Below are 12,760 nucleotides of genomic sequence, written 5' to 3'. Positions count from 1 at the left end.
GGGCCAACTACGTTTACGCCACCTCCGTCATGGACGCCTGGGCCTATATCGGTGAAGATAGTGGTTGCATCTGCTGAACTTGCCAAGCCAATGAAACCGGCAAGCGCAACCGCAGAAGCACGGCTAATCGAGACAAAGCGATATTTATTCCAATTTACGAAAGGCATTTTCCAACCCTCAAATATATGAAATTTCGGCTCGGATGATACCTGCGGCCATTGCGAAGTCTTCACCCGTTTGGGTTAAGGAGGGGGCCGCAATTTCGAGATGGTTTATTGCCAACCAGTCGACTCAAGGGTATTTCTGGGAGGCTACGGATTCACGCTCGTTGTACGGGAGATCCCTTGCCCGCTTGGAATTTTGAGCCCGCCGAGCGGGAATTCGTCGAGGCAGGGCTTGACCCCATGCGCTGGGTGAAGGCGCTCGATTCCGTTGCTTTCGCCACCGGGAGCCGCGGCGCGCTCATGATGCCCATCACGGGCGGAGTACTTCGGAACGTCCCGTTTACCGAAACGATTTCCGGAGCGATGGACGAGTATTTTCGGGACGGATGGCATCTGCGGGATGAGCGAATGCGCGCCATTCCGATCATTACGAAGCGCGGGGTCGCGGATGACTTCGACGGCCATAGCGCAGATGCGATAGCCAAACATCCATTCTACCAGGAATTCCTCGCGCCACATCGCCTGCGCTGGTACGCCGGCGTCAAGGTCGCTTGCGGCGATGATCTGTGGGCTGTGGCAATCCAGCGAACGATCGATCAAGGACCGTTTTCGGCAGAGGAGAAGGACGAGTTGGCGCGATTATCAAGCCGGCTTTCGACCGGCGCCGCAATTGCTCGCGCACTGGGCGCTTCCGCCGCCGCCGGTGCCTTGGAAGCTTTTGAGATGAGCGGCACTGCGGTGGTTCTGGTCAACCGCCATGGCAACGTCTTCAAGGCCAATCGGTCGGCTGAACTCCTCCTGGTCGATGATGTCCAGATTGTAAGGGGCAAGCTGGTTGCAAAAGACACGCGGGCGACGACGGCCTTGAACCGTGCCATTCAGGGGCTGTTGTGGCGTTCGGCAGGCGGGCTTTCCGCTCCGATCATGTTGCCTCGTGCGTCACGCCGACCGCTGCTTGCGTACCCGGCGAGACTTTCGAATTCGACTGCCAATGCGCTGGCCGATTGCCAGGCCATGGTGATCCTGATCGATCCCGATACCAGACCTCGAACGCCTGAAATGACCCTGCGGTCGGCATTTCGCCTGACCGAGGCGGAAGCCCGGCTTGCGACTCAACTGGCTTTCGGCGAGTCCCTGGAAAAAGTCGCCGATCAATTGGGGATCGCAAAGGAAACCGCGCGGAGCCAGCTCAAGAGCATTTTTGCCAAGACCGGCGCGCATCGGCAGGCAGAACTGGTCGCGGTGCTGGCAAAGCTGCTGTGAGGCCGTATGCCGGAAACGGGGGATTCGGTTTTCCTCGGAATGTCCGCAACGGGTCTTGGCCGTGTAAAAACACTTTCCCCGGGAGCGCGGTGAGAAGCCGGGACCCGTTCGGTCTCAGGCCGCGATCGCTATCTTTTGCACCTCACCATCGACGCGCGCTCTTAAAGTCACGGTGTTGTAGGCCTGGACAGTGCCTAATCCTACGCGCGAAATCGCGAATTCCTGATCCTTCACCACACCGGTCGTCACAGGCACGGGGCGGGCGGCGGGATTATTCGCGGCTGGCTTCATGACGCTCGTCGGCATGCCCTCGAGCCACAGATAGCTGCCGGATACCGCCAGCACGGCCGCAGATAGGCCCGCAATCCATAATTTGGGAGCGTTCATCTCGGTGATCCTGTCATGGAAGCGGCTGACCTGGTCGATAGAGGATATTTTTCGTCTGTCCGGTGGCGCTTTTCTAGGAACGGCATTACTCAGGCGTGCCCCGCTGCTCGAACTCGGCGGCATGGAGCTTCACGAAATCGCGCATGTTCGTCGGCGCTTTGCCGGTGAGCTTGTAGAAGGTGTCCGTCAAGCGGTCGTAACGCCCCTGCCTGTTCAACTCGGTCATGGCCGAGAGATGGTTGACGACGTGTTCGGGAAACCGCATCCGCCGAAGGCCTTCGCTCCACGCCGCGAGCGGGACATCGCGATATCGGATGGGCCTGCCGAGCGCCTCTGAGAAAGCGCGCGCATAGTGGTCCAGATCGGCCGATTCGGGTCCCGTCAGATCGTAGATTTGTCCGATATGCGGTGCCGGGTCGTCGAGGATTGCTGCAACCGCAAGGGCCACATCGACTGCCGATATGGGCGACGTCTTGCCGTCGCCCATCGGGAGCGCCAACTCGTCGGAAGCCCGCACGCCGCCGGCGAGCGTAAGAAAAAAGCCCTCGAGGAAGACGGTGGGCCGCATCGTTACGACCGGCAGCCCCGACCAGGACAGAGCCTGCTCCGCCAGCCAGTGCAGCTTGTGCTGCGGACTGTCGGTGGTCTCGCTGATACTCATCTGCGAGACCGTCATCTGCGACATGTTCACGAAAGCCTCGACGCCGTGGTCGCGCGCCACCGCGGCGGTGTTGATCGTGGCTTCCAGGTAAGCCGCCGACACAGACATTCCGAAATAGATGCGCTTGCAACCTTCGACGGCGCGGTGCATCGAGGCGAGGTCAGTCAGATCGCCCTGTACGACGTCTGCGCCGAGCTGCCGTAGGGCTTCGGCGCGCTTGTCCTCACGCCGAACCAAGGCGCGCACCTTGTGTCCCCTTGCGAGCAGGAATTCGGTGAGGTTGCGGCCGATGCCGCCCACAGCGCCGGCTGCACCGGTCACTAGAATGGGGTTGTCATGCTTTTGTTTCATCGTCATATCGCTGACCTCGGGTTATTTCAAAAGACAAGTTGCGGTTTCGGCCTGCGCCGGTGTTTCTTGCCGTGCGGCGAGCTAACCTTGGCGCGGCTGCAACCCGGCCTGCCGCATGACGAAGCGCTGGATCCGCGGGATGACGATCACCAACATCGGCACGACCAGGACGTAGCTCGTTGCCGCGGCCCTCAGCCAGCGCACCGCGAAATCGGCCTGGAAGCCATAGTTCATCGCGAGACCAACGAACGACATGCTGGTCGAGGTAATCAGGCCAGTGATCATTGAGATAACAGGTCCGATCAGTTTCGGCGGAAGGGCCATTTGCTTGCTCCTGGAAACGGGATATTATTTAGACGACGTATAACTTATACAACGTAAAAGCAAAGGGGCTCGATGCCGCGAACCGCCGATCCCGAACTGCCTCACAGGATCTTGAAGGCCGCCGACGCTCTGTGGCAGTCGGGCGGCGAGGAGGCCGTCACGATCCGCGGCGTGGCGGCGGAAGCGGGCACGACGACGCCGACGGTCTATAGTTACTACGCGGATCGGGAGGCGTTGCTGGCGGCCCTGCGCACTCTCGCCTTTCAGCGTTTCTCGGCTTACCTCGCAAAATCGCGAGATTTCCGGGACGCTTGTGCGCGACATCTCGAGTTCGGCACCTGCCACCCCAGAGATTACGAATTGCTGTACGGGCGCGGCTGGATGGAGCGAGTCACAAAGGATGCGCAGGGGAGCGAAATCGAACGATACACCGCTCATATCGTGCGCGCTGGAGTGGATGAAGGCAGGGCCGCGCAGGTCGCCTACCCGGTCATGATGATGCTGCACGGAGTGGTGATGCATCGGCTGTTGAACAAGAAGCCGAGTCCGCTTGGACGCGCGATCGCCGCAGCCTGTCTCGAGGCCTGCATGACGCTGCTCGAAAGCGCGCGGCAGGGGAAATAGCCTCCGAAGTGGACTATGCACCCTTGGAACAAAGGCCTCGGCTCCAATCCGATCGTGGGATGTCGCCCTTGTCCTTTTCGGAAATCACGTTTCGCCGAATGCCCGCGTCGCGCCGAAAGGTCCCCTCCCCGCCCGTTCGCTTTTGACCCCGTCCGAGATTTGCAAGCAGACCGGAGGTGAATCCGTGATCTTCAGGTCAGGAGTCGCTGAGAGGAGTGCCAGGCCAAACCGACATTGCGGCGTCGATCATACGATCGAGCATGCTCGGATCAGCACCCGCTTGCGGGAAGTTCAGTACGGCCTGCAGCACACCCAGATAATACCACGCCATCGCATCGATATCGGTTTCTTCGGCCAACTCGCCCGCCGCCACGCCTTCACGCAGAAGGCCTGCCAAAATTTCACGCTGACGTGCCGCTGCTGCCAGCGTGGCGGCCTGTCCTTCTTTGGATAGCGCCGAGATCTCGGCACAACTTCGCCCGATCAGGCAGCCAGCGGGCCGGGATCTGTCCGGCAAGAACGCACGCAGCAACGCCTTTAATCGCCCGCGCGCGGTATCAGCCTTGGCCGAATTCATGCGCCGCAAGACACGCTGCGTATAAGCTTCAAGGGCTTCCTGGAACAAGCCGTCTTTGTCGTGGAATCGCCGGTAGAGGCTGGAACGCGACAAACCCGTAGCCTCCGTCAGATCGCTGACAGCAGCGGCCGCATAACCACTGCGCCAGAAAACCTCGATTGCCGCAGCGATCACGGCAACTTCATCGAATTGCGGCTTGCCGCTCATAAACACCTCCTTGACATCTTGGAACGATCATTCCACATATGTTGGACTGATCGTTCCAAGATACAAGGGTAGCTTTGACATGTCCAGGAAAATCCAATCGACACCGCGCAAGCCGCGCCTCGCCATAGCGGGTGCAACGGGGCGCGTCGGCTCGGCGCTGACCGGCCTCCTTGCTCCCGATCCGGTCGATATCGTCGTGCTGACCCGGCGGCCTGACGCGGCTCAACTGCCCGCAAGTATCAGCATCGCCGCGATCGATTTCGATCAGCCGCATTCGCTTCAGGAGGCACTTCGTGGTGCCGATCGGCTGTTCGTTTCGCATGGCACGTCGCCACAGCAAGTGGCCAACGAGATCGCGTTGATCGACGCCGCCGTCGCTGCCGGCGTCCGCCATATTGTCAAACTCTCCGCCTTGGGGCCGGCATCTCGCCTCAATCCCTTTGCCTGGCATATGCAGATCGAGGCACATTTGGCTCAGCAGCCGGTGGCGTCGACCGTCTTGCGGCCCTCGGCATACGTCGACATCCTCAAACGTTCGGCAGGCCAAATCGCCGCCGGCTCCTGGGCGGGCGCGGCTGGCGAGGGGCGCGTGAACTTTATCGATACGCGCGACATTGCCGACGTAGCGCGCGTGGCGTTGCTCGAGGAATTCAGCCCGGAGTCGCAGCGCGCCTATCATCTGACTGGGCCACGGGCTTGGACCATGCTGCAGGTTGCTGAGCAACTGTCGAGCCTGCTTGGCCACCCGGTCATCTACAACCATCGATCGACCGAGGAACAGCGAGCCGCGCTGTTAGCTGACGGCCTCCCGCCACTAGTCGCCGATTTGTTGGTCGGGTTGGACCAGATGTTCCGCGAATCCGCTCTTGGAGAGACCACGTCGACTGTCGAGGCATTGACCGGCAAGTCTCCAAGAACGCTGCCGCAATGGCTTGCCGAAAATATCGAGATCTTTCGGAACTCAACCCCGCAGCGGGCGGGGGCTGCGCTGGTAGCGCGCAAGGCTCCCGAACCTCTTGTCCCCAACCCTTAGCACGAGCCGAGCGCTTTCTTTGGTTCTTCAAGTCGCCGCGAGGGGCATCAGAAAGCTGTCAACAAGGAGCAACACATGTCTACAATTCACCTCCATCAGAGAAGCACATTGACGCCCGAGCAATACGTCCAAGGGCTCACCGATTTCGGACCAGGACGTTCGAAACTTTTTGGCAATAGCGCCGACGAGTACCTCAAGGTGCATCGCAGGAGTCACACGGGAGCCGACGTCACGGAGGGCTCTGGCGGGATTTGGGAACGCCTGCACTACGATTGGTCTGATCTCAACCGCGTCGTCCTAACGACGACCGACTCCAATGTCTGGGGCGGGGCGTCGAGCCACACCTACACCTTCACACGTCAGCCAAATGGCACGACCGATATTGACGTAGTCGTCATTCGGGAGGGCAAGAACTTGAAGGGACGAATGCTGGGTTTCGTGCTCGGAACAATCGGAAGGCGCGTGCTGGAGAGGGCCTTCGAAAACTCGGTCAAGGCTATCGAAGCGCGGAACGCCGCGGGGCAACATACGCAGAGCGCGGTCACTTATGCGGCGAGTATGCGCGTCGCACGTTGAGCGTTTGCTTGGCAACTAGTTGAGTATTAGGAGGAGTCTCAGTTGAAAGCCTACCTGATAGTAACGTTGACGGTTCACGATGAAGCGATGTTTACAGAGTATCGAAAGCAAGTAGGGTAGGGGACACGGCCAAACCGTTTGGAGGTCAGTTTCTCGCTGCTGGTGGTAAGGCGACAGTGCTCGAAGGTCAGTGGGAGCATCCCGGCACCGTGATCGTTGAATTCCCGTCACGAGAATCCGCAGAATGCTGGTATGAATCGCCCGCCTACCAAAAGATAATTGGTCTTAGACTCAATAGCACGAGCGGCAGCCTGGTTATTCTGGACGGAATTTGACAAAATACCTGCGTGCGACTGATGGCGCCGCAATCCCGCTTGACCGCTCGCCTTGACACGTCGATCGCCGTTGGAGGCCGGCTTCTGGCCCATCTGCGATTTACAACTCGCGCCGGACATCCGCTTTGCGCGCCAAAAGCTGTCGATCGTCAGATCTGGCCGCAGCCAAGCGCAATACGCGGGGATTGCGCAGACCGTTAAGACCGGGAGTACCAAATCGTCGGAGATCGTAAGCCAGCGTAGGAAATTGTGGGAAAGCGTAGCGGGGGAGCGACTCGAGCCCCCGACCCGAATATTCCGGCTCTGCAGCCAGCTGACGCCGCGCGTGTCAATGACCTAGCCGGTCCGCCAACAAACTAAGCACAAACCACCGTGGCGTCTCCTCAGAGAGTCCGTTTTGCTCGCCCTGATATCCTATTTTACGACGCGCATCGGATCGACCTGTATCAATTGATCTGCGCGCTGTATCTCATGGCGTGAAGATAAAAAACAAAGAAGATGGCACGCATTTGAGGGCTAATCCTAAGTCAAAAATATTATTAGAATCAATGGGAGCTGGCGGAGAGAGTGTCCGACTAACTATTGCTTCTGGACGTTCGCCGACAGTCGCCGCTGATTAGAATAGCCGAGTGAATATAGGACTTTCTTTCACTACCGCTCGCCATCGTCCGTTTCAATTCGTCCCGAGCCGTGCTATTTTTGGGGACCGGTTTGGGGACTAACGGAGCGAGGCAATGGCTGGCAATCTCACGGCGCGCAAGGTTCAAACTGCAAAGCCGGGCAAATACAGCGACGGCGGCAACCTCTATTTGATTGTCTCGCCCACCAGCTCCCGCAAATGGGTCCTGCGCTTCACATGGCGCGGCAAAGCCAAGGAGATGGGCCTTGGCAGCGCGACGGCCGTGGACCTTGCAGATGCGCGCGATCGGGCCGCCGCCGCCCGTCGGAAAGTGGCTAAAGGCATCAATCCCATTGATGACCGCAAGCGGGACGGTGGCATTCCGACTTTCGGGGCAATCGCGGATAGCGTTCGCGAATCTTTATCTGCTGGTTTCCGAAACGAGAAGCATAAAGCCCAATGGAAAACGACGCTGGAGACTTATGCCGCGCCCTTGCGCGCCAAGCCAGTGGACAGCATCGCGACCGATGATGTGCTGGCGGTCCTCAAGCCGATCTGGACAGAAAAGGCCGAAACGGCTTCTCGGCTTCGCGGGCGGATTGAAAAGGTTCTGGACGCTGCGAAGGCCAAGGGCTTCCGGGCCGGCGAGAACCCGGCTCGGTGGCGGGGCCATCTCGACCATCTACTACCAAAGCCTTCCAAGCTGGCGCGCGGTCATCACGCCGCAATGCCATATGAGGATGTTGCAGCCTTCGTTGGCCAATTGCGGGAGCGGGAAGCCACTGCTGCACTCGCCCTGGAGTTTTGCATTCTGACGGCGGCACGATCCGGCGAGGTATTGGGTGCGCGGTGGCCGGAAATCGATCTGGACAAGAAAATCTGGACGGTGCCTGCCAATCGGATGAAAGCCGGTCGCGAGCATCGTGTGCCTTTGTCCCCCCGCGCCGTTTCGATCCTCAAGCAATTGGCCAAGGTCAAAACGGGGGATTTTGTGTTTCCCGGGCAGAATCGCAGCAAGCCGCTATCAAACATGGCGATGGAAATGATATTGCGGCGGATGAAGATTGAGAACGCCACCGTCCACGGCTTCCGCTCCAGCTTCCGCGATTGGGCGGGAAACGTATCTAGCTTCCCACGTGAGGTCACCGAGACGGCGCTGGCTCACGTCATCGGGGACAAGGCGGAGCAGGCTTACCGTCGAAGTGACGCCCTAGAGAAGCGTCGGAAGCTAATGGATGCTTGGGCTGACTATTGCTCGCCTTCAAAAACCGATAGGATCATTCTGTTCCGACGGAAGCAATGAAAACAATTGAAGAATGTTCCATCCATGCATGGCGGTCGATGCCTGCGCTTCCCACCAGCGTCGGCTTCGCAGCAAGCGTTAAGCTACGGTTGACTGGTCGCATGTCGAAGAAGAAAGCGCCTTCGACAAAGGCATTGCCAGTTCCGGATGCAGTACTTCGACGGCTGGCTAAGATGGCTCACGTGCCGGCAGAACAGTACCAGTTCTTTTTCGATAGTGTCTGTATGGACGTGCAGACTGCGCACGATCGGAATGGATTGGCTAACGGGGGACTGGCAAATAAGAGAGGCGCAACGCTGCTGCGTGCTGCTCTGGACGTCCATTACGCACTCGACGAGCTGACTCCTAAGGAACGTCAGCTAATAGAGAGCGTTTTGAACGGTGAGGGGCAGTTCATCTTTGGCAGCATATCCAGCGGAGGGCTGGCCGGCTTGCGAGAAACAGCATACCAATTTGCTTCCCTGTTCAGCCTCGTAGCGTGCAAGCCTCAGCCACGACTTCTCCATCAGAAGTCACAGCCACGCAAGCGGGGCAAGAAACCCGGTGGAGTGAAGGACATAATATTTCAAGATTTCGCTTTTGATCTGTACAATTCCACAACGACTGTCGGCGGGAAGTTGACACTCGAGAAGAACGGTCGATTTGGCACCTTTGTCGACGCCATCCGTCTGTTGGTGCCCCATTTACCCCCCGATTTTGTGCCGAAACCTTTGCCCGTCTTTACTCTTCAACGGCTGAAAACGCGGCGCGATAAAATCAACGCCGACCTCGACAACTAATGACGATCGTCGTGGTGGATCAGAATTAGCCGGATATTTGGTCCGAATAATTGCGCAACTCTCGATCCGTACATTCCCTCGCGTGTTCTCCGGGATGATCCCGGCCAGCCACGGAGGTCGACGATGAACCATTCCCCACTTGCCTACAGTGTTCCCGAAGCATGCTTGATCGCATGCGCGGGGCGTACAGCAATCTATGAAGCTATTCGGTCTGGCGCTCTGCGCGCAGTCAAACGTGGACGGCGCACGCTAGTACTCGACGACGATCTGCGGCGGTGGGTGCAGTCGCTTCCGTCGATCACGGCGCAGCCTGCCAGACGAGAGCGAGGAGCCGTGTCATGACGCTGCCCAATCGCACGCTAGCCGACGTCACTGACGAATTACGCGTCGCCATTAAACGCGAGACCGGCAACATCCTCACTATCGGAGCTTTGCTCGCCGAGGCCAAGACGCATGTGAAACACGGTGTATGGTTGTCGTGGTTGAAGGTCGAGTTCTCCATGTCGGATCGGAGCGCCCAGAAGTACATCAAGGCCGCCGACTTCGCAGCCAAAAACGAACTCGGTTCGGATTTGAACCTCAGCCCTTCGGCGCTCTACCTTCTCTCAGAGGATAGCTACTGGGGCGAAGGGCGCTGCCGGCGCGAGGCTACGGAAGCAGTCATCAAAGCCGCGAAGGAAAAACGTCTCGGAAGTGATGAAGCTAAAGAGATCATCGAGAAGGCAATGGAGGAGTTGGTTGCGAACGAAGCTGAACCCCAGATAAGCGCCGCCAGCAGCGTACCAGAGCTCGCAAAGCCGCGTAGCAGGGTCAACCCGCGGGATGATACGGAATTCAATTTCACCAGGCTCGTGCTGGAACTCGATCGCATAACTAACAAGAAGCCGCCCGACCGCTTCGCCAAAACTTATGTGCAGGCGAGCATTCTTGACCAATTGGGGAAGCTCCTGACTGAGATTGCGGACCTGAAGAAGTCCCGTGCGTCCTGGCCAATCCCGCCTGCAAGCGACGGCACAATTCCGTCCGAACAACGTGCCGAAGGAACAAAGCCGAAGCAGACGGACCGCAAAGAAGCGGATGTGGAAGGTTGAAGCGATTACGGAGGGGGGGCCGGCAACAATGAGCGAGCTCACACTAACCACGCCCGCGCTCGATAAGGACATGGCGAGAGAATTCCTGGCCTGTCTGGATCCTTGCGCAACTAGATTTACGTTCCAGTTTTTCGGCGACGGCGATGACGGCTACGCCGAGATTTTCCACGGCACCCTTGATGAGGTGTGGCCGAGGGTCGAGACGCTCAACACGCCAGAGCGGCGGGCCGGCATCTTCGTAACAATCAACGAGACTGATTTTCGAGGTCGAAGTACCAAGAATATCATTCGGGTACGAGCTCTGTATGTCGACGCAGATAGCGATGAGCAGGTTGAGCGTTGCGGCCAGATTTTTGCAGCGTGCGACATCACCCCAAGCATGGTCGTGAAGACCGGCAGAGGTGCTCACTATTATTTTCTTACCGAAGTCCCTCGCGACCAGTTTCGTGAATGGCAGGAAATGCTGCTCGACAAGTTGGGAACCGATCGGGCGATCAAGGACCTTCCGCGCGTGATGCGGCTTCCTGGCACGCTACACCTTAAAAATCCAATTGAGCCGCGGCTGGTACAGCTCGAAAAGCTAGGCACGTCCGCCCACCGTTGGAAGCTGTCTGAATTGGCCAGCAAATTGGAGCTGTCCCCGGTCATGACGTCGGCGTCGTCGCCGGCCGCGGTGCCGACACCAAGCGGACGCTGGTGCAATGCCGCAAACTTCACCGACGCAGCTCGTCAGCGTCTCCAAAAGCTGTTCGGACATTTGACAGTGACGAGCCTGTCGGACGGTCTCTACACCGACGTCGAAGAAATCCGCTCTGCCGTGGCGGCAATTCCTGCTGCGGCGATTGCCGATGAGCAAGGTTGGCTCGAGGTGGCCCGTGCACTGGCTCACGAGGCTGCCATCCACAAGACGCAGGCCGAGCAGCTTTGGCAGATTTTAGACACAGCCTCCAGCCAAGCGCCAGGGTACGACTTATCGGACAACCGAAAGCGTTGGGACCGATACGTAAGCGAGGCATTCAATGATGACAATCCAATCACTATAGCCACTGTGTACTACCTTGCCCACAAGCACGGATGGCAGGGCTGGTCCGCCGCCGAGATCGCACCTTCCATCGCAGCAGTGCCAAATTCGCCGCGGGCGGTTCCCGTAGCCAGTCTTCCTCTCGTTCCACCGAAGCGGCAATGGCTGCACGGAAATGATCTAATGCGCAGCGCAGTCTCCATGTTGGTTGCGCCTGGAGGCAAGGCAAAGAGCACTTGGCTGCTAACGTGTGGTTTGGCATGCGCATCGGGCCGCCCTCTGCTAGGCGCTCACGTCTTTGGTGGCCCTCTGAGCGTCTTGTACATAAGCGCTGAGGACCCGACCAACGAGATCGCACTCCGCCTCCGGGCCGCCATGCAGCACCATGGCCTTAGTGACGCTGACGTAGCTTCATACCAGGTCATCGGGGGAGAGAAATGGGGCCTACCACTTCTGCGCTCGGTAGGGCCGGCGCCGATCCTTGATGACCCGGGCTGGAGCGCTTTGAACGCCGAGCTAGATCACTTCAAGCCGGACGTCCTTATCATTGACCCGTTGATCAACTTCATGGGCGGCGTCGACGCGAACGACAACTCTGCCGCGGCCCTGTTAATGGGGCAGCTGGCCGCTCTAGCGGCCAGACGACGCATGGCGATCATGGTTGCCCATCACGCGGCGAAGGGGCGCGATCCAAAATCAGCGGAGAGCGCCATGGGCGCTGCGTCCTTCGTAAATTTGTGTCGAATTGCCCTCGGTATTGAGCCGTTGGCGGAAAAGGACGCTGGTCGGCTTGGACTGCCGCCCTGGGAAGCCAAATCGGTGTTTCGAGTTATAGGCACAAAGCAAAATTTCAGCCCACCGAACACAGACGACAGGTGGTATCGAACTACAAGTGTTGAAATTCAAAACCAGCAGCCGCCGACGTACCCGAACGGCGACAAGGTGGCTGTGGTGGAAACATTCACCCCTGGCACCTCCGGCCCAGCCTACCCCGACGGACTAATTAAATCGGCGCTGGAAGCCATCGACCGTGCAAGCCCACCGCTCAGCAACGCGAGCCAAGCCAAGACCCGCAAGGCCGCGCCGGTGATTGCCAGGGCGATCGCCCCGCACCGCAGCGGCATGGCCTCCGAACAAGACGGGAAGGCTATCCTAGACCACCTGATCGACGCGGGATTGCTTGAGGTTAAGCCAGTCAAAATCCACCGGCCCGGAAAGGGGCCCTACGAACCCAATGGGCTCGTTCTTACCGCCCTTGGCCGAATATTCGTCCAGCAAGCTGCTGAAGCCCCACAGTCCCCGCAAACTACCGCAGTTGTATCTGCGGGCACTGCGGTTTGTCCGGTGCGGGACCAGCCCTGCGGGTCCCCCGCACCGCTAGGGGGGTGTGGGGGGAGTGCGGGGGGTGGCACAACTGCGGACACATAATCCGTCTGACGATCGTC

Annotated in this window: 14 protein-coding genes and 1 pseudogene; 10 read left to right on the top strand and 5 right to left on the bottom strand. The window is 59.0% G+C overall.

What is annotated here, in order from left to right; genetic code table 11:
• Positions 1 to 311 precede the first annotated feature (311 nt).
• A complete protein-coding gene (locus NL528_RS03185) occupies positions 312 to 764 on the bottom strand; it encodes a hypothetical protein (RefSeq protein ID WP_309181272.1) in 453 nt (150 codons plus the stop codon).
• Positions 765 to 887: 123 nt separating this feature from the next.
• Here NL528_RS03185 and NL528_RS03180 point away from each other — a divergent pair, with 123 nt between their 5' ends.
• Positions 888 to 1,427, top strand: coding sequence for a helix-turn-helix transcriptional regulator (locus NL528_RS03180; RefSeq protein WP_309181271.1), 540 nt, complete (start codon positions 888 to 890; stop codon positions 1,425 to 1,427).
• 114 nt (positions 1,428 to 1,541) lie between these two features.
• Here the strand turns inward: NL528_RS03180 and NL528_RS03175 are convergent, their stop codons facing one another.
• From NL528_RS03175 to NL528_RS03165, 3 genes are all read right to left on the bottom strand, one after another.
• Complete coding sequence (locus NL528_RS03175; protein WP_309181270.1) at positions 1,542 to 1,814, bottom strand: hypothetical protein; 273 nt, start codon at positions 1,812 to 1,814, stop codon at positions 1,542 to 1,544.
• A gap of 85 nt (positions 1,815 to 1,899) precedes the next feature.
• The gene (locus NL528_RS03170) at positions 1,900 to 2,826 is read right to left on the bottom strand and encodes an SDR family NAD(P)-dependent oxidoreductase (RefSeq protein WP_309181269.1); all 927 of its coding nucleotides are present in this window, start codon (positions 2,824 to 2,826) and stop codon (positions 1,900 to 1,902) included.
• An 81-nt stretch (positions 2,827 to 2,907) separates the two neighbouring features.
• Positions 2,908 to 3,150, bottom strand: a complete 243-nt coding sequence (locus tag NL528_RS03165) for a DUF2798 domain-containing protein (protein WP_309181268.1) — start codon at positions 3,148 to 3,150, stop codon at positions 2,908 to 2,910.
• Between the two features lie 72 nt (positions 3,151 to 3,222).
• Here NL528_RS03165 and NL528_RS03160 point away from each other — a divergent pair, with 72 nt between their 5' ends.
• The gene (locus NL528_RS03160; protein WP_309181267.1) at positions 3,223 to 3,774 is read left to right on the top strand and encodes a helix-turn-helix domain-containing protein; all 552 of its coding nucleotides are present in this window, start codon (positions 3,223 to 3,225) and stop codon (positions 3,772 to 3,774) included.
• A 196-nt stretch (positions 3,775 to 3,970) separates the two neighbouring features.
• On the opposite strand, the gene NL528_RS03155 is transcribed toward NL528_RS03160, so the two are convergent.
• The gene (locus NL528_RS03155; RefSeq protein WP_309181266.1) at positions 3,971 to 4,558 is read right to left on the bottom strand and encodes a TetR/AcrR family transcriptional regulator; all 588 of its coding nucleotides are present in this window, start codon (positions 4,556 to 4,558) and stop codon (positions 3,971 to 3,973) included.
• Between the two features lie 79 nt (positions 4,559 to 4,637).
• Between NL528_RS03155 and NL528_RS03150 the strand changes: the two genes are divergently transcribed.
• From NL528_RS03150 to NL528_RS03125, 8 genes and pseudogenes are all read left to right on the top strand, one after another.
• Entirely contained in the window at positions 4,638 to 5,591 is a 954-nt protein-coding gene (locus tag NL528_RS03150; protein WP_309181265.1) for an NAD(P)H-binding protein, read from the top strand.
• Between the two features lie 108 nt (positions 5,592 to 5,699).
• Positions 5,700 to 6,167, top strand: a complete 468-nt coding sequence (locus tag NL528_RS03145) for a hypothetical protein (protein WP_309181264.1) — start codon at positions 5,700 to 5,702, stop codon at positions 6,165 to 6,167.
• Between the two features lie 170 nt (positions 6,168 to 6,337).
• A pseudogene (locus NL528_RS46925) lies at positions 6,338 to 6,502 on the top strand (DUF1330 domain-containing protein); the annotation flags it as partial.
• Between the two features lie 734 nt (positions 6,503 to 7,236).
• A complete protein-coding gene (locus NL528_RS03140; protein ID WP_309181263.1) occupies positions 7,237 to 8,424 on the top strand; it encodes an integrase arm-type DNA-binding domain-containing protein in 1,188 nt (395 codons plus the stop codon).
• Positions 8,421 to 9,203 (top strand): hypothetical protein, encoded by a 783-nt coding sequence (locus NL528_RS03135; RefSeq protein ID WP_309181262.1) that lies wholly within the window; start codon positions 8,421 to 8,423, stop codon positions 9,201 to 9,203. The genes NL528_RS03140 and NL528_RS03135 overlap by 4 nt, the downstream gene beginning before the upstream one ends.
• Positions 9,204 to 9,326: 123 nt before the next feature.
• On the top strand, positions 9,327 to 9,545 hold the full coding sequence (locus NL528_RS46920) for a helix-turn-helix domain-containing protein (RefSeq protein WP_375143982.1): 219 nt from the start codon (positions 9,327 to 9,329) through the stop codon (positions 9,543 to 9,545).
• Positions 9,542 to 10,294, top strand: coding sequence for a DUF3102 domain-containing protein (locus NL528_RS03130; protein ID WP_309181261.1), 753 nt, complete (start codon positions 9,542 to 9,544; stop codon positions 10,292 to 10,294). The genes NL528_RS46920 and NL528_RS03130 overlap by 4 nt, the downstream gene beginning before the upstream one ends.
• A 28-nt stretch (positions 10,295 to 10,322) precedes the next feature.
• The gene (locus NL528_RS03125) at positions 10,323 to 12,743 is read left to right on the top strand and encodes an AAA family ATPase (RefSeq protein ID WP_309181260.1); all 2,421 of its coding nucleotides are present in this window, start codon (positions 10,323 to 10,325) and stop codon (positions 12,741 to 12,743) included.
• The last annotated feature ends 17 nt before the right edge of the window (positions 12,744 to 12,760 follow it).

This window comes from Bradyrhizobium sp. Ash2021 (assembly GCF_031202265.1).
Taxonomy (GTDB): domain Bacteria; phylum Pseudomonadota; class Alphaproteobacteria; order Rhizobiales; family Xanthobacteraceae; genus Bradyrhizobium.
This window is presented reverse-complemented; position numbering and strand designations above follow the sequence as displayed.